This is a genomic window from Roseateles agri, assembly GCF_034043675.1.
Lineage (GTDB): Bacteria > Pseudomonadota > Gammaproteobacteria > Burkholderiales > Burkholderiaceae_C > KK5.
Window position 1 is genome coordinate 237,785 of the sequence record NZ_JAXCLA010000005.1, and the last position, 15,148, is coordinate 252,932.

The window sequence follows — 15,148 nt, forward strand, 5'->3', positions numbered from 1 at the left end:
CTGCCGGCCGTTGCGCCCGGCATTGACCGCTCGCGAAATGAAAGAAGCCGGGCAAGCCCGGCTTCTTCGACTATGACTGGAAGATCACTTGATGGGTTTGAAGCGCATGCGCTTCGGGCGCGCACCCTCTTCGCCCAGGCGCTTTTTCTTGTCGGCCTCGTACTCGTGGAAGTTGCCGTCGAAGAAGAACCACTGCGAATCGCCCTCGCATGCCAGGATGTGCGTGCAGATGCGGTCCAGGAACCAGCGATCGTGGCTGATCACCATGGCCGAGCCGCCGAATTCCAGCAGCGCCTCTTCCAGCGCGCGCAGGGTTTCGACGTCGAGGTCGTTGGATGGTTCGTCCAGCATCAGCACGTTGCCGCCCTGGGCCAGGGTCTTGGCCAGGTGCAGGCGGCCGCGCTCACCGCCGGAGAGCTGGCCGACCATCTTCTGCTGGTCGTTGCCCTTGAAGTTGAAGCGGCCGAGATAGGCACGGCTGGGCATCACGAACTTGCCGACGACGATGTTGTCCAGGCCGCCCGAGACGTCTTCCCACACGGTCTTGTCGGCTTCCAGGCTCTGGCGGCTCTGGTCGACGAAGGCCATCTTGGCCGTCTTGCCGATCTTGACCGTGCCGCTGTCCGGCTGCTCCACGCCCTGCAGCATGCGGAACAGCGTGGACTTGCCCGCGCCGTTCGGGCCGATGATGCCGACGATGGCACCGGCCGGCACCTTGAAGCTCAGGTTGTCGATCAGCATGCGATCGCCGAAGCTCTTGCTGACGCCTTCGAACTCGATCACTTCATTGCCCAGGCGCTCGGCCACGGGAATGAAGATTTCGTTGGTGACGTTGCGCTGCTGGTATTCGACGTCCGACAGTTCCTCGAAGCGGGCCAGACGCGCCTTGCTCTTGGCCTGGCGGCCCTTGGCGTTGGAGCGCACCCACTTCAGTTCTTCCTTCATCGCCTTCATGCGGGCGTCTTCGGACTTCTGCTCGCCTTCCAGGCGGCGCTCCTTCTGGTCCAGCCATTCGGAGTAGTTGCCCTTCCAGGGGATACCGTGGCCGCGGTCCAGTTCCAGGATCCACTCGGCGGCGTTGTCGAGGAAGTAGCGATCGTGGGTGATGGCCACCACGGTGCCGGGGAAGCGCTGCAGGAACTGCTCCAGCCACTCGACGGACTCGGCGTCCAAGTGGTTCGTCGGCTCGTCGAGCAGCAACATGTCCGGCTTGGACAGCAGCAGGCGGCACAGGGCCACACGGCGCTTCTCGCCACCGGACAGCACGCCGATGACGGCGTCCCACGGCGGCAGGTTCAGCGCGTCGGCGGCCAACTCAAGCTGCAGGTCGGTATTCTCGGAACCGGCGGCGGCGATGATCGCCTCCAGCTCGCCCTGCTCGGCGGCCAGCTTGTCGAAGTCGGCATCGGGCTCGGCGTATTCGGCGTAGACCTCGTCCAGGCGCTTCTTGGCGGCCAGCACGCCGCCGATGCCCTCTTCCACCGCCTCGCGCACGGTCTGCTCGGGGTTCAGGCGCGGCTCCTGCTCCAGGTAGCCGATCTTGATGCCGGGCATCGGGATCGCCTCGCCCTCGTACTCCTTGTCCACGCCAGCCATGATCTTCAGGATCGTGGACTTGCCGGAGCCGTTGACACCCAGCACGCCGATCTTGGCGCCGGGGAAGAAGGACAGGGAGATGTCCTTCAGGATGTGCCGCTTGGGGGGAACCGTCTTGTTGACACGGTTCATCGAGAAAACGTATTGCGCCATGAGCGGTGCTTCCTGAAGATTGCTTGCTGGAGGTCGGAACCAAACCCCCTATTGTCGCAGCTTCAGGAAGGCCGCAGGTCGGGCCGCCCGATTCAAGCGCTCAGGCTGACGCTCGTCGAACTGATGGTGGTCGCATCGCTGCCCATCACGCTCAGATAACCCTGCGCGATGCGTTGCAGCATTTCCTGGATCTGTGCGGCGGATGGCGCGGAGGCGCCATCGCTGCCGGTTGAGGACGAAGACGTCGACGAGGAGGAGGAATCCACCGGCGGCGGTCCGGGCGGCGGACCCATCGGCGGCATGCCGCTGCCCTGCGAACCATCCCCGGTACTGCTGCCGGCCTCGAACTTGGCCTTCATCGCATCCTGCATCTTGCTGTCGAAGGTCGAGATCTCGGTGCTGGACAGTGAGCCGTCGCCGTCCGTATCGATCGCGCTGAACAGGTTCTTCACATCGCTGTCGGCGGAACTGAGGCCGAACTCGTCGGACGAGACCGAGCCGTCGCCGTTGGTATCCAGCTGCTTGATCGGATCGGCGTGATGCCCGCCATGGTGACCGCCGGCGCCGCGCGTGCCGGCGAACTGCGAGGTGGACATCTGCACATCGAAGCTCGATGGCGTCGTCTGCGTCGCCGAGCTGCTGGCGTCTGTCGCCGCGGGCGCGTCGGTGGTGCTGGCCGCCTGGCTGTACGAGGCGGTCTGCCCGGCCGCTGCCGCATTGGCTTGCTGCCGCGCCTGCGCGGCTAGCAGTGCGTCGAGCGCGCTGCTGGTCGATGATGAGCTTGAACTGACATTCATCTCGGGATCCTTTCTGAGTGGGAGTGTTGATACGACATCAACGCAGCGAGTCGTCGAACAGATAGCCCACACCGCGCACGGTGCGGATGAAGCTGGGGTTGCGCGCGTCGTCGTTGAGCTTGCCGCGCAGGCGCGAGATCAGCAGGTCGACGCTGCGTTCCAGCACCTCGATGCCGGCGCCGCGCGCCAGGTCCATCAGCTCGTCGCGGCGCAGCACACTCTGCGGTCGTTCGAGGAAGGCACGCAGCAGGCGGAACTCGGCCGGCGACAGCGGCGTGCTGAAGCCGCCCGGGCCGACCAGCCGGCGCGTCGCCGGATCGAGCCGCCAGCGGCCGAAGCTCAGCGCGCCCGCGCCGGCATCCACCTGCTCGGCCTGGCGCAGCAGCAGCCCCTGCATGCGGACACGCAGCTCACGCAGCTGGACCGGCTTGCCGATGACCGCATCGGCGCCGGATTCCAGCGCCAGCACGCGGTCGAAACTGTCATCGCCGCCCAGCATCGCCAGCACTGGCACGCGCGATCGGGCGCGCAGGCCGCGCAGCCCCGCCCATCCGCGGCCGCGCGGATCGACCGGGTCCACCAGGACGAGCCCGACGCGCTTGTCGGGCCGCGCCAGCCCGTCCAGGTCGCCCACGCTCACCCGATGCCCCCAGCGGGCCAGCGTGGCGGCGAGCAGGCGGGCGCTGGCCGGGTCGGGATCGATCAGCAGCACGACGGTCGGGGCGAGATCGGCGGGCTCGGGGCTGAGCATGGAGACTTCCTGTATGTATCGAGCGGTGTCGGATACAGGAAGCGTAGGATCCCAGTGCACAGCCATTGCGCCGATGAGGCGCCAGGTGTCCGCGCTATTTACCGCCGCTTTACGGGCTCGACACAGGGCTGTGCGATGCAGCAAAAAACCGGTTCCGCAAGTGCCGTGCCAAAACCCCAGCTCTTTACATAACTTTTATTGCAACAGGCCGGTCGGTCGGCCCGGAGCCCATAGAGTCAGCGGTTTGTCAGGGTCAGTAGGTTAAGAAAAATGAAGCAGATGATCTGCGTGAAGTGGGGCAAGGGCTACGGCACCGAGTACGCCAACCGCCTCTATGGCATGGCGCGCCGCAATACGACGGGACCATTCCGCCTGGTCTGCCTCACCGACGACCCGAGCGGCCTGCGGCCCGAGATCGATGCCTTCCCCTTGCCCGAACTCGGCTGCGAGCACCCCAAGCGCACGATGGGCAAGTGGCGCAAGCAGGTGCTGTGGGGCGCCGACATCCCGGCGCTGACCGGCCTGCAGGGGCCGGTGCTGTTCGTCGATCTCGACACGGTGATCGTCGGCAATATCGACGACTACTTCACCTATGGCGACCCGGATCGCGTCTACCTCGCGCGCAACTGGTCGAAGCCGTTGCATCGACTCGGCCAGACCTCGGTGTTCCGCTACCCGGTGGGCCGCTATCCGGAAGTGCTGGAAAAGTTCCGCGCCGACCCGCAGGGCGTGGCCGACCGCGAAGGCTTCGAGCAGCACCACGTGACGCACTCGGTGCCCGGCGGCATCGAGTTCTGGCCCGAGAGCTGGACACGGCTGTTCCGCCTGCACTGCGTGCCGCCCTTCCCGCTGATGTACTTCAAGCAGGCCAAGCTGCCGCCCGACGCGAAGATGGTCACCTTCGCCGGCGGCCCGAACCCGAGCGACGTGCAACTGGGCCGCTGGGAGCCCGACCAGCCCGAGTTCCCGAGCCGGCTCGACCACCTGAGCCGCCTCTTCAAGGCGGAACGTCCCTGGCGCCATCTGCGGCGCTACATCGTGCCGGTCGACTGGATCAACAAGTACTGGCGCGACTGATCCGTCACAGAATCGAAGCGATCACTAGCCTATAATTCGACTCACGCCGCGCCTCTCAGTCTTGCGCGGCGTTGCTTTTTCAAGCCCAAGCACGTTCCCTGGCGCACCGAAGACTGGCGTTCTCGCGAAGGGCGCGGCCGCGCCTCACGGACCGCGTGCGCAAAACATCCCCAATGAGTTTTGATTCCCTCGGCCTCGCGGCCCCGCTGCTGAAGGCCATCGCCGACGCAGGCTACACCACCCCCACCCCCATCCAGGCCCAAGCGATTCCCGCCGTCCTCAACGGTGGCGACCTCATGGCCGGCGCGCAGACCGGCACCGGCAAGACTGCCGGCTTCACGCTGCCGATGCTGCACCGCCTCTCCACCGGCGCCCCGCTGCTGAACAAGCGCGGCAAGCCCGCGATCCGCGCGCTGGTGCTGACGCCCACCCGCGAACTCGCCGCCCAGGTCGAGGAAAGCGTGCAGACCTACGGCAAATACCTGCCGCTGAAGAGCATGGTCATGTTCGGCGGTGTCGGCATGCAGCCGCAGATCAACCGCCTGCGTGACGGCGTCGACATCCTCGTCGCCACGCCGGGCCGCCTGCTGGACCACGCCCAGCAAGGCACGCTGGACCTGTCCCAGGTGCAGATCCTGGTGCTGGACGAAGCCGACCGCATGCTCGACATGGGCTTCATCCACGACATCAAGAAGGTGCTCGCGATCCTGCCGCAGAAGAAGCAGAGCCTGCTGTTCTCGGCCACCTTCAGCGACGACATCAAGGCCCTGGCCGACCGCCTGCTGAACCAGCCGGCACTGATCGAAGTGGCGCGCCGCAACCAGACCAACGACGCGATCGCGCAGAAGGTCCACCCGGTGGGCCGCGACCGCAAGAAGGAACTGCTGGCCCACCTGATCAAGCAGGGCAACTGGCACCAGGTGCTGGTCTTCACCCGCATGAAGCACGGCGCCAACCGCCTGACCGACTACCTGAACGACCAGGGCATCAGCGCCATGGCGATCCACGGCAACAAGAGCCAGGGCGCCCGCACGAAGGCGCTGGCCGAGTTCAAGAGCGGCGAACTGCAGGTGCTGGTGGCGACCGACATCGCCGCCCGCGGCATCGACATCGACCAGCTCCCGCACGTCGTCAACTTCGAGCTGCCCAACGTGCCCGAAGACTACGTCCACCGCATCGGCCGCACCGGCCGCGCCGGCGCCCAGGGCGAGGCAATTTCGCTGGTCTGCGTGGACGAGAACGGCTTCCTGCGCGAGATCGAGAAGCTGATCAAGCGCGAGATCCCGAAGGAAGCCGTGCCCGGCTTCGAACCGCCGGCCGGCGAGAAGCCCGAGCCGATCGTGCTGGGCCGTATGGTGCTGAACGGCAACGGCAGCCGCACGACCAACCGCGGTGGTCGCCCGGGTGGCGGTGGTGGTGGCGGTCGTCCCGGCAACCACGCGCCGCGTGGCAATGGCGGCGGCGGCGGCAACCACTCTCACGCCCCGCGTGAAGGCGGCCAGGCCCGTCACGGGCAGCCGTCGGGCCAGCGACCGAATGGCGGCGGCGGCAACGGCGGCCAGCGCTCGAACGGCAATGGCGGTGGCAATCGCAATGGCGGGCAACAGCCCCGGCTGACGACGCCGAAGCGCTGAAGCCTGAGGCGGGGAAGCTGAGGCAGCCCCTGCCTCGCGAATGACAGTTGTTATATCGTCGGTCCATCACCTTCCCTACTCAGGTGTCCGATGAAACAACCCGTATGGATCGCCGGTGCAAGCGGCCTTGTCGGCCGTGAGTTGCTGACCGTGCTGCTGGAGCGCGGGGTCGATGTCCATGCGCTGTTGCGGCGCGCAGTGCCGGATCTGGCCAAGGATGACCATCTGCACCAGCACGAGGTCGACTTCGCCCGCTTGCAGCTCGACGCCCTGCCGGCGCCGCAGGCGGTCTACATCGCGCTCGGAACGACGATCGCGGTAGCCGGCTCGCAGGCCGCATTCCGCGCGGTCGATCATGATGCGGTCCTCGCCGTCGCCCGGGCCGCCAAGACAGCCGGCGCGCGGCGCTGCGCGGTCGTGTCGGCGCTGGGGGCCGATGCGAAGTCCTCCGTGTTCTACAGCCGCGTCAAGGGCGAGACCGAGCAGGCGCTCGGTGGCATCGGCTTCGAGCAACTCGTCATCGCGCGGCCTTCGCTGCTGGTCGGCGAGCGTGCAGCGCTGGGGCAGCCGACGCGGGCCGGCGAGGTCTGGGGCGAACGCCTGACGCGGCCGATCCGCGCTCTGATCCCGGCGCGCTGGCGACCGATCCCGGCCGAGCGCGTGGCGCGAGCGATGGTCGCCGCGCTGGACGAGGCCGCAGGCCCGAAGCTCCGGGTGCTCGAATCCGACACGCTGCAAAGAATGGGGCGATGAAGACCGCGCCACTCGTTCACGCCCGCATCGACTTCAGCGACCCCGCCGCGCCCGGCGCTCCGGACTTCGGCGACGTCTATCACAGCCGCGCCGGCGCCCTGGGCCAGGCACGGCATGTCTTCCTCGGTGGCAACGGCCTGCCCGGCCGCTGGGCGGGGCGCGAGCGCTTCGTCATGCTGGAGACCGGTTTCGGCCTGGGGAACAACTTCCTCGCCGCCTGGGATGCCTGGCGCCAGGATCCGGCGCGCTGCCGACACCTCCTCTACATCGGCATCGAGAAGCACCCGGCGCGCCGCGATGACCTGCAACGCGCACACGCCGCTTCGCCGCTGCCCGATCTCGCTGCGCAGCTGGTGGCCGCCTGGCCGCCGCTGACGCCCGACCTCCACGCGCTGGACTTCGAGAATGGCGGCATCCGCCTGCTGCTGGCACAGGGCGACGTCCATCGCTGGATGCGCGAGCTGGTCGCCGACGACGTGGACGCCTTCTGCCTCGACGGCTTCTCGCCCGCGCAGAACCCGGACATGTGGGACGGCCACCTACTGAAGGCGCTGGGCCGCCGCGCTGCGCCGGATGCCACGGCCGCCACCTGGAGCGTCGCCCCGCAGGTGCGTGCGGGCCTGGCTGCCGCCGGCTTCGAGGTCGAGCGCCAGCGCGGCTTCGCCAACAAGGGCGGCATGTGCGTGGCCCAGTACCGGCCGCGCCACATCGCGCAGCGGCCGGCGGCCCGCGCGCCGCTGGCGCCCGGCGCGCGTGAAGCATTGATCATCGGCGCCGGCCTGGCCGGCGCCGCCTGCGCCTGGGCGCTGGCGCGCGAAGGCATCGCCAGCACCGTCATCGACACAAGACCTGGCCCCGCGCAAGGCGCCTCCGGCAATCCCGCCGGCCTGTTCCACGGCACGCTGAACCCGGACGACGGCCTGCACGCCCGCTTCAATCGCGCAGCCGCGCTGGCCACCGAACGGGCGCTGCGCGAATTACCGCCGATGCCTGGCCTGCAACGCGGCCTGCTGCGCCTCGAGCAGGAACGCGACGCGGCGGCGATGCAGGCGCTGATCGATCGCCTGGGCCTGCCGCCGGACTACGTGCAGGCGCTGGACCGGGACGCAGCCCGCGCGGCCAGCGGCCTGCCCGGCCTGCCCTCGCCCGCTTGGTTCTACCCCGGCGGCGGCGCGCTGACGCCCTCGGCCTACGCCCGCGCAATGCTGGACGCGGCCAACACTCGCTGGCGCCAGGCACGCGTCGGCGCGTTGCGCCGCGCGGGCGACGGCTGGCAAGTGCTGGCGGACGATGGCTCCACGATCGGCGAGGCGCCGCTGGTGGTAATCGCCGCGGGACACGAGGGCCAGGCCCTGCTGGACGGCCTGCCGCCGCTGCTGTGCCAGCGCGGCCAGCTGACTCACCTCGCGCGATCGGCCGTCCCGCCGCGCATCCCCGTCGCCGGCCTCGGCTATGCGATCCCCGACGGGACAGGCGGTCTCTGGTGCGGCGCGGCCAGCCACGACGGTGACATGCAGCCCGCGCTACGCAGCGAGGACCAGGCGGCCAATCTCGCGCAGTGGTCGCGCCTGTCGGGCGAGCCGCAGGCATCGGAGACACCGCTGGCAGGCCGCGTCGCCTGGCGCCTGGCGGCGCCGGATCGGCTGCCGCTGGTCGGAGGCCTGCCGGACGGCACGGCCGGCACCGCCGCCCGCATGGATCAACCGCGCTTCATCCCGCGGCTGCCGGGCCTGGCCGTCTGCACCGCCTTCGGCTCGCGCGGCATCACCTGGGCGGCGCTGTGCGGCCAGGTGCTGGCGGCACAGGTGACCGGCGCGCCTCTACCGCTGGAAGCCAGCTTGGTCGATGCGATCGATCCCGCGCGTTTTCTGGTCCGCCAGCAGCGGCGCACGGCGGAGTGAAACAAAACGTCTTGGTACCAACTGCTGCATCTCGCGGCGCAGGCGCGGACAACAATCGCTTGCATGACCAGCAGCACCAGTCCCAGTACCGATTCCCTGGCCGCCGAGGCCGACCAGCGCCTGATCGACAAGCAAATGGCCGGTGTCGTCGAGGCCATCATGATCCAGAGCTACAGCCTGGCGAACAAAGGCTTCATCCCATCGGACGCGCAGATCGCCGCCTACATCGCAAGCCTCGATGAAGAGACGCTGCTGCAGAAGATCCGTCGCCATCCGGGCGCGGCCTCGACTCGCGCGCTGAGCGCCGACGACACGGCCCTGCTGCGCTGGGCGCGCCTGGTGGGCCAGCGCGGCGCTCGCTGAAGCTTCTCGACTTGGTTCAGCCCGCCGCGGCCTGATCGATCAGCCACTGCTCGAAGGCCTGTACCGCCGGCCGCAGCCGCGAGGCCGGGTCCACGATCAGCTGATAGGCGCGCGCCGAGGCCACGTTGGCATCGAAGGGCGTCACCAGTTGGCCGGCCGCCAGCAGCGCATCGACCAGCGGACGACGGCCCAGCGCCACGCCTTGCCCGGCCAGGGCCGCAGCGATCGCCTCCGAATAGCTGGTGAAGCTGAGCCGCGCCGCGGGGCGCAGGTCGGCCAGACCCCAGGCCGTCAGCCAGGGCTCCCACTCGACCGGCATGCCGCCGGCATCGCCATCCATCGCCAGGTGCAACAGCGTGTGATGGGCCAGGTCGGCAGGCTCGCGCAGCGCCAGCGCAGTCTCGCTGACCAGGCGCGGGCTGCACACCGGTTGCATCGCCTCGTCGAACAGCTTGCGCGCGCCCGGCACGGCGCCGAGCTTGCCGTAGCGCACGGCCAGGTCGAAGCCCTGGGCGGCGAGGTTGCGGTTGTCCAGCGTCGCATCCATGCGCACGTCGATTCCGGGATTCGCGCGCGTGAACGCCGTCAGCCGCGGGATCAGCCACAGCGCGGCGAAGCCCGGCGTCGTCGTCAGCGACAGCACCTCGCGTTCGTGCGGCGCGCGGATGTCGCGCATCGCACCGCGCAGGCTGCCGAGCGCCACCGTGCAGGCGGCGAGCAGCCGCTGTCCGTCGAGCGTCAGCGTTAGCGCTCGGTGCCGGCGGGTGAACAGCGACACGCCCAGTTCGTCCTCCAGCGCACGCATCTGCCGGCTCATCGCCGACTGGGTGACGAAGCGCTCCTCGGCGGCCTTAGTGAAGCTCAGGTGCCGCGCCGCCGCCTCGAAGGCAACGATCAGCTCGAGCGGCGGGAGTCGGTCTAAGGGCTTGTTTGGCATGCGCGCAGGGAATGTGTTGGGTTCCGAACCATCGTTTGTCGGCCAAGTATGACGGCCGCAATATTCGCTCCACGCCAGACCCGGCGCAAGCATGCGCACGATGCATGCGAGGAGCCCACCATGTTGATCGACACCTCTCACGCCACGCTGCACCTCGAACGGGGCCAGACCTCGCGCCTCACCAGCGCCTGCCACAGCCGGCTGGCCAGCGCCGCGGGCACGCTGTGGGTCACGATCGACCATGACCCGCGGGACTTCGTGCTCGAGCCCGGCGAGAGCATTGAGCTCGGCTGCCACGACGCGCTGATGATCTCGGCGCTGGGCGGCCCGGCCACGCTGGATCTGCGCCCGGCGGCGGAGGCGCACTGATGGACGCCTTGCTCCAGCCACAAACCGGCGTCGAATTGCAGCCGGAGCGCCTCGCCCTGCCTGGCGGCCGCTCGGTGCTGCTGCGGCCGATCACGCCGGCCGATGCGGAGGCCGAGCAGGCCTTCGTCGGCACGCTGTCGCTGGACTCGCGCCACAAGCGCTTCCACGTCGGCCTGCGTCAGCTGTCACCGGACCTGCTGCGCCAGTTCACCGACGTGGACCAGCACGACCACGTCGCCCTGGTCGCGCAGGCCGAGGACGAGAACGGCCGCATCGTGGCCGACGCCCGCTACGTGCGCAGCGCCGAGCATCCGGACGAGGCCGAGTTCGCCATCGCCGTGGCCGACGACTGGCAGAGCCTGGGCCTGGGCCGCACGCTGATGGCACGCCTGGCCGCCCACGCGCGGCGCGCCGGTCTGGCCGCGCTCTATGGCGACGTGCTGGTGCAGAACCGGCGGATGCTGGTGCTGATGCGCGGCCTGGGCGCGACGCCGCGGCCGCACCGCCAGGGCGCACACATTGCCCGCGTCGTCTTCGACCTGCGCGCGGACTGACGACGGCCTCGCCGACTCCGTGCGATTTGCACGTTAGCTCCCGATGGCGCCGCAGCCGCCGCCCCGGGATCCCATGAAAATTTCAGCCTCGGAGACAACGAAGCGACAACGAGAACATGAGCTCAACGACCCGCGGCCGCTCGATCGGCCAACGCCTGACGCTGGTGCTGGCCCTGGTGCTGGCGATCGCCTTTGTCGGTTCAGGCCTCGGCTACTTCGCGCTGCAGCGCGTGGCCGCCGAGACGGCCGAGATGTTCCAGGGCGAGCTGATCGCCGAGCGCACTGCCGGCGACTGGTACCGCAACATCACCAACGGCGTCACCCGCACCAGCGCGATCGCCGTCAGCGCCGACCCGAGTCTGGTGGACTTCTTCAAGGCCGAGGCGGCCGAGTCGTCCCGGCAATCGACAGAACTGCAGAAGCAGCTCGAGACCAAGATGACCACGCCGGAGGAACGCGCGCTCTTCGACTCGCTGTCCGGCGCACGCAAGGCCTACCTGAGCACCCGCGACTCCGTCAGCGAAGCCAAACGCATCGGTGACGCGTACAAGGCCAAGACCCTGTTCGAGAAGGACTTCCAGCCGGCCGCCGCAGCCTTCCAGGCCGGCATCAAGAAGATCACCGAACTGCAGCGCCGCCAACTCGACGAGGCCACGCAGCACATCGACGAGGTGAACCGCAATGCGCGCATGGCGCTAGTGGCCTTCGGCGTCTGCGCGCTGCTCGTCGGTGGCGTGCTGCTGGTGTGGGTCACGCGCTCGATCACCCGGCCGCTCGGCGAGGCCGCGCAGGTGGCCGAGGCCATTGCGAACTTCGACCTCAGCCGCCCGATCCAGGCCGGTGCCAACGACGAGACCGGCCGTCTGCTGAACTCGCTGCGCCAGATGCAGGCCTCGCTGCTGCAGCTGATCGGCTCGGTACGCGGCTCCAGCGACAGCATCAACACGGCCAGCGCCGAGATCGCCACCGGCAACTCGGACCTCTCCGCCCGCACCGAACAGACCGCCTCCAACCTGCAGCAGGCCGCGGCTTCGATGATGCAGCTCACGGGCACCGTGCAGCAGACCGCCGAATCCGCCCAGACCGCCAACCAGCTCGCCAGCTCGGCCACCGAGGTGGCGCAGCGCGGCGGCGAGGTCGTTGCGCAGGTGGTCAGCACGATGGAGGACATCAGCGCCAGCTCGCGCAAGATCGGCGACATCATCGGCACGATCGACGGCATCGCCTTCCAGACCAACATCCTGGCCTTGAATGCCGCAGTGGAAGCGGCGCGCGCCGGCGAGCAGGGCCGCGGCTTCGCGGTGGTCGCATCGGAAGTGCGTTCGCTGGCCCAGCGCTCGGCCGCCGCGGCCAAGGAAATCAAGACGCTGATCGGCGCCAGCGCCGAGCGGGTCGAATCGGGCACGAAGCTCGTACAGGACGCCGGCGCGACGATGGGCGAGATCGTCGCCAGCGTCCAGCGGGTCACCGACATCATCGGCGAGATCACCGCCGCCTCGCGTGAGCAGAGCGACGGCATCCACCAGATCAACGCTGCAGTCACGCAGCTCGACCAAATGACGCAGCAGAACGCGGCACTGGTCGAGGAATCGGCCGCTGCAGCCGAGAGCCTGCGCGATCAGTCCAGCCAGTTGGCCGGCGCTGTCGGGGTGTTCAAGCTGGCCTGATCAGAACTCCAGGGTCCGGACGCCGCTGCTCGTCCCGAGCAGGCAGACGCCGGCCTTGTTGCGGGCGAACACGCCCACCGTCACGACGCCGGGCCACTGGTTGACGTCGCGTTCGAAGGCCTGCGGGTCACGGATCTGCACGCCGCGCACGTCGAGGATGTGGCAGCCGTTGTCGGTGACGCAGTTAGCGCGCAGCGTCGCTTGGCCGCCGATGGCGTGGAAACGCCGCGCGATCTGCGCTGCAGCCATCGGGATCACCTCGACCGGCAAGGGGAAGGCGCCCAACACGTCGACCAGCTTCGATTCGTCGGCGATGCAGACGAAGCGCGCGGCCAGGTCGGCAACGATCTTCTCGCGCGTCAGCGCCGCGCCGCCGCCCTTGACCATGTGGCCCTGGCGATCGATCTCGTCGGCGCCGTCGATGTAGACCGGCAGGCTCTCGACCTCGGCGGCCTCCAGGATCCGGATGCCCAGCGCGCGCATGCGCTCGGTGGAGCGCACCGAGCTCGACACCGCACCGGCGATAGCCATGCCGCTGGCGGCCAGTGCATCGATGAATTTGTCCACCGTGGAGCCGGTGCCGACGCCGACGATGCTGCCGGGCGTCACGTATTGCAGGGCGGCCTGGCCAACCAGGGTCTTGAGTTCGTCTTGAGTCATGGCGCTGCGGATTGGGGAAACCACGGATTATCTCAAGCCGAACCTAGGGGCCGGTCACGCCACCGAAGTCAGCCGGCAGTCATCAATGATCGTGCAGGCAAATTCGCCTAGTACAGATCCGCCCGCGTAGTAACTAGGAATTTACATCTCCTACGTTCAGCAGCCTTGTCCATGTGAAGCATTGCAAAGACCATCGCGCTGCATTTGCCCCAAGACGGCAGATGTCCAAGTAACTGACCCAGTAACTGATCTAGGAGAGATTGATGGTTTTCAATGGCACCCTGACCCGAATCGCAGCCTGCTGCGCAATGGCGCTGGCGGCGAATGCGGCAGATGCAGCCCAGTACCAGTTCACCGTCACCGGTGACTATTCCGCCAGCTGGCAGATGAACTCGACCGTCGTGCCCGACATTTCCGAGGAGGGCGGCGGCTTCGTGATGTGGGACGTGACGGGCGACTTCAGCGGCGCCGTCGACACGATCGCCGACCTGACCTTCTACCATGCCGACATCGGTGGCGGCATGCAGATCTATGACTACATGGGCGACAACACGCTGTTGCTCACCGACGGCCCGCAGTTGTACAGCGGCTCCGAAGATCAACCGACTTTCCTGCTCGGCACCTTCGCCATGACGGAGTTCGGCGGCTCGGGCCAGTACACGCTGACCGTCAGCGAAGTGAGCGCCGTGCCCGAACCGGCGACCTACGCCATGCTGCTGGGCGGACTCGGCCTCGTCGGCACCCTCGCTGCGCGCCGTCGCAAGAGCTAAGCCTCGTCCCTCAAAAAGCCGTCAGCCCCGACGGCTACGGACCGCAGCCGCCAGCTCCCGCAGCAGCGGCTCGGTCTGGCTCCAGCCCAGGCAGGCGTCGGTGATCGACACGCCGGGCAGCAGGTCGCGCTTGGTCTGGCCGGCGCCGAGGTCTTGCCGGCCCGGCTGCAGATGGCTTTCGATCATCACGCCGGTGATGCGCTTGTCGCCGCCGGCCATCTGCGCGGCCACGTCGTGGCCGACGTCGATCTGGCGCTCGTACTTCTTGCTCGAATTGGCGTGCGAGAAATCGATCATCACCTGCTCGCGCAGGCCCGAAGCCTTCAGCGCTTCGCAGGCGGCCTGCACCGAAGCGGCGTCGTAGTTCGGCGCCTTGCCGCCGCGCAGGATGATGTGGCAGTCCTCGTTGCCGCGGGTTTCGAAGATGGCGGCCGTGCCCATCTTGGTCATGCCCATGAAGGCGTGGCTGGCGCTGGCGGCGAGCACAGCATCGGACGCCACCTTGACACCGCCGTCGGTGCCGTTCTTGAAGCCGACAGGGCAGCTCAGGCCCGACGCCAGTTGGCGATGGCTCTGGCTCTCGGTCGTGCGCGCGCCGATGGCGCCCCAGGCGATCAGGTCGGAGATGTATTGCGGCGACAGCAGGTCCAGGAATTCGGTGCCGGCCGGCAGGCCCAGCGCGGTCACGTCCAGCAGCAGCTGACGGGCCAGGCGCAGGCCTTCGTTCATGTGGAAGCTGCCGTCCAGGCGCGGATCGTTGATGTAGCCCTTCCAGCCGACCGTCGTGCGCGGCTTCTCGAAGTACACGCGCATCACCACCAGCAGCTCGCCCGCCAGCTCGTCGCGCAAGTCCTTCAGCAGCCGCGCGTAGTCCATTGCCTGGTCGTGGTCGTGGATCGAACACGGACCGACGACCACCAGCAGCCGGTCGTCGCGGCCATGCAGCACGTCGCCGATCTCGCGGCGCGCGCGCTCCACCAGCTCCAGCGAGGATTCCGGCAGCGGCAACTCATCCAGCAGCAGCGCCGGCGAGATCAGCGGGCGCACCGCGCTGATGCGCGTGTCGTCAGTGCGGGTGGAATCAAGGGTGGCGGCGTCGGAGTTCATGGCGGTCTGGCTGTGGTCTTCAGGGGAACCCCGAATTATGGCCGCTTGAATTCGCCGTT

15 protein-coding genes are annotated in these 15,148 nt (G+C 68.4%); 9 read left to right on the top strand and 6 right to left on the bottom strand.

Annotated elements, in window-relative coordinates; genetic code table 11:
- Nucleotides 1–84: 84 nt before the first annotated feature.
- From ettA to SNE35_RS16625, 3 genes are all read right to left on the bottom strand, one after another.
- Nucleotides 85–1,749 carry an energy-dependent translational throttle protein EttA gene (gene ettA / locus SNE35_RS16615; RefSeq protein ID WP_320424042.1) on the bottom strand — a complete coding sequence of 555 codons (1,665 nt, stop codon included), beginning with the start codon at nt 1,747–1,749 and terminating at the stop codon, nt 85–87.
- Between the two features lie 92 nt (nt 1,750–1,841).
- Nucleotides 1,842–2,546 (bottom strand): EF-hand domain-containing protein, encoded by a 705-nt coding sequence (locus tag SNE35_RS16620; RefSeq protein WP_320424043.1) that lies wholly within the window; start codon nt 2,544–2,546, stop codon nt 1,842–1,844.
- Between the two features lie 37 nt (nt 2,547–2,583).
- On the bottom strand, nt 2,584–3,297 hold the full coding sequence (locus tag SNE35_RS16625; protein WP_320424044.1) for a response regulator transcription factor: 714 nt from the start codon (nt 3,295–3,297) through the stop codon (nt 2,584–2,586).
- Nucleotides 3,298–3,567: 270 nt separating this feature from the next.
- Here SNE35_RS16625 and SNE35_RS16630 point away from each other — a divergent pair, with 270 nt between their 5' ends.
- The 5 genes from SNE35_RS16630 to SNE35_RS16650 all read left to right on the top strand — a co-directional run bounded on the left by SNE35_RS16630 (nt 3,568) and on the right by SNE35_RS16650 (nt 9,025).
- Complete coding sequence (locus tag SNE35_RS16630; protein WP_320424045.1) at nt 3,568–4,374, top strand: glycosyl transferase; 807 nt, start codon at nt 3,568–3,570, stop codon at nt 4,372–4,374.
- Nucleotides 4,375–4,547: 173 nt separating this feature from the next.
- Nucleotides 4,548–6,008: a DEAD/DEAH box helicase gene (locus tag SNE35_RS16635; protein WP_320424046.1), complete on the top strand. Its 1,461-nt coding sequence runs from the start codon at nt 4,548–4,550 to the stop codon at nt 6,006–6,008.
- A 90-nt stretch (nt 6,009–6,098) separates the two neighbouring features.
- The gene (locus tag SNE35_RS16640; protein WP_320424047.1) at nt 6,099–6,761 is read left to right on the top strand and encodes an NAD(P)H-binding protein; all 663 of its coding nucleotides are present in this window, start codon (nt 6,099–6,101) and stop codon (nt 6,759–6,761) included.
- Nucleotides 6,758–8,662 carry a bifunctional tRNA (5-methylaminomethyl-2-thiouridine)(34)-methyltransferase MnmC2/FAD-dependent 5-carboxymethylaminomethyl-2-thiouridine(34) oxidoreductase MnmC1 gene (gene mnmC / locus SNE35_RS16645; protein WP_320424048.1) on the top strand — a complete coding sequence of 635 codons (1,905 nt, stop codon included), beginning with the start codon at nt 6,758–6,760 and terminating at the stop codon, nt 8,660–8,662. The genes SNE35_RS16640 and mnmC overlap by 4 nt, the downstream gene beginning before the upstream one ends.
- 63 nt (nt 8,663–8,725) lie before the next feature.
- Nucleotides 8,726–9,025 carry a hypothetical protein gene (locus SNE35_RS16650; protein ID WP_320424049.1) on the top strand — a complete coding sequence of 100 codons (300 nt, stop codon included), beginning with the start codon at nt 8,726–8,728 and terminating at the stop codon, nt 9,023–9,025.
- A gap of 16 nt (nt 9,026–9,041) precedes the next feature.
- Here the strand turns inward: SNE35_RS16650 and gcvA are convergent, their stop codons facing one another.
- A complete protein-coding gene (gene gcvA, locus SNE35_RS16655; RefSeq protein WP_320424050.1) occupies nt 9,042–9,962 on the bottom strand; it encodes a transcriptional regulator GcvA in 921 nt (306 codons plus the stop codon).
- A gap of 120 nt (nt 9,963–10,082) precedes the next feature.
- Between gcvA and SNE35_RS16660 the strand changes: the two genes are divergently transcribed.
- The 3 genes from SNE35_RS16660 (at nt 10,083) to SNE35_RS16670 (ending at nt 12,552) form a co-directional block, all read left to right on the top strand.
- Nucleotides 10,083–10,331 (top strand): DUF2917 domain-containing protein, encoded by a 249-nt coding sequence (locus SNE35_RS16660; RefSeq protein ID WP_320424051.1) that lies wholly within the window; start codon nt 10,083–10,085, stop codon nt 10,329–10,331.
- Nucleotides 10,331–10,885, top strand: coding sequence for a GNAT family N-acetyltransferase (locus SNE35_RS16665; RefSeq protein WP_320424052.1), 555 nt, complete (start codon nt 10,331–10,333; stop codon nt 10,883–10,885). The genes SNE35_RS16660 and SNE35_RS16665 overlap by 1 nt, the downstream gene beginning before the upstream one ends.
- Before the next feature lie 116 nt (nt 10,886–11,001).
- A complete protein-coding gene (locus SNE35_RS16670) occupies nt 11,002–12,552 on the top strand; it encodes a methyl-accepting chemotaxis protein (protein ID WP_320424053.1) in 1,551 nt (516 codons plus the stop codon).
- Here SNE35_RS16670 and rpiA read toward each other — a convergent pair whose 3' ends face one another.
- Nucleotides 12,553–13,212: a ribose-5-phosphate isomerase RpiA gene (gene rpiA / locus SNE35_RS16675; protein WP_320424054.1), complete on the bottom strand. Its 660-nt coding sequence runs from the start codon at nt 13,210–13,212 to the stop codon at nt 12,553–12,555.
- Nucleotides 13,213–13,475: 263 nt separating this feature from the next.
- Between rpiA and SNE35_RS16680 the strand changes: the two genes are divergently transcribed.
- Nucleotides 13,476–13,982: a PEP-CTERM sorting domain-containing protein gene (locus SNE35_RS16680; protein ID WP_320424055.1), complete on the top strand. Its 507-nt coding sequence runs from the start codon at nt 13,476–13,478 to the stop codon at nt 13,980–13,982.
- Nucleotides 13,983–14,003: 21 nt separating this feature from the next.
- Here the strand turns inward: SNE35_RS16680 and SNE35_RS16685 are convergent, their stop codons facing one another.
- Nucleotides 14,004–15,089 (bottom strand): 3-deoxy-7-phosphoheptulonate synthase, encoded by a 1,086-nt coding sequence (locus SNE35_RS16685; protein WP_320424056.1) that lies wholly within the window; start codon nt 15,087–15,089, stop codon nt 14,004–14,006.
- Nucleotides 15,090–15,148: the final 59 nt, after the last annotated feature.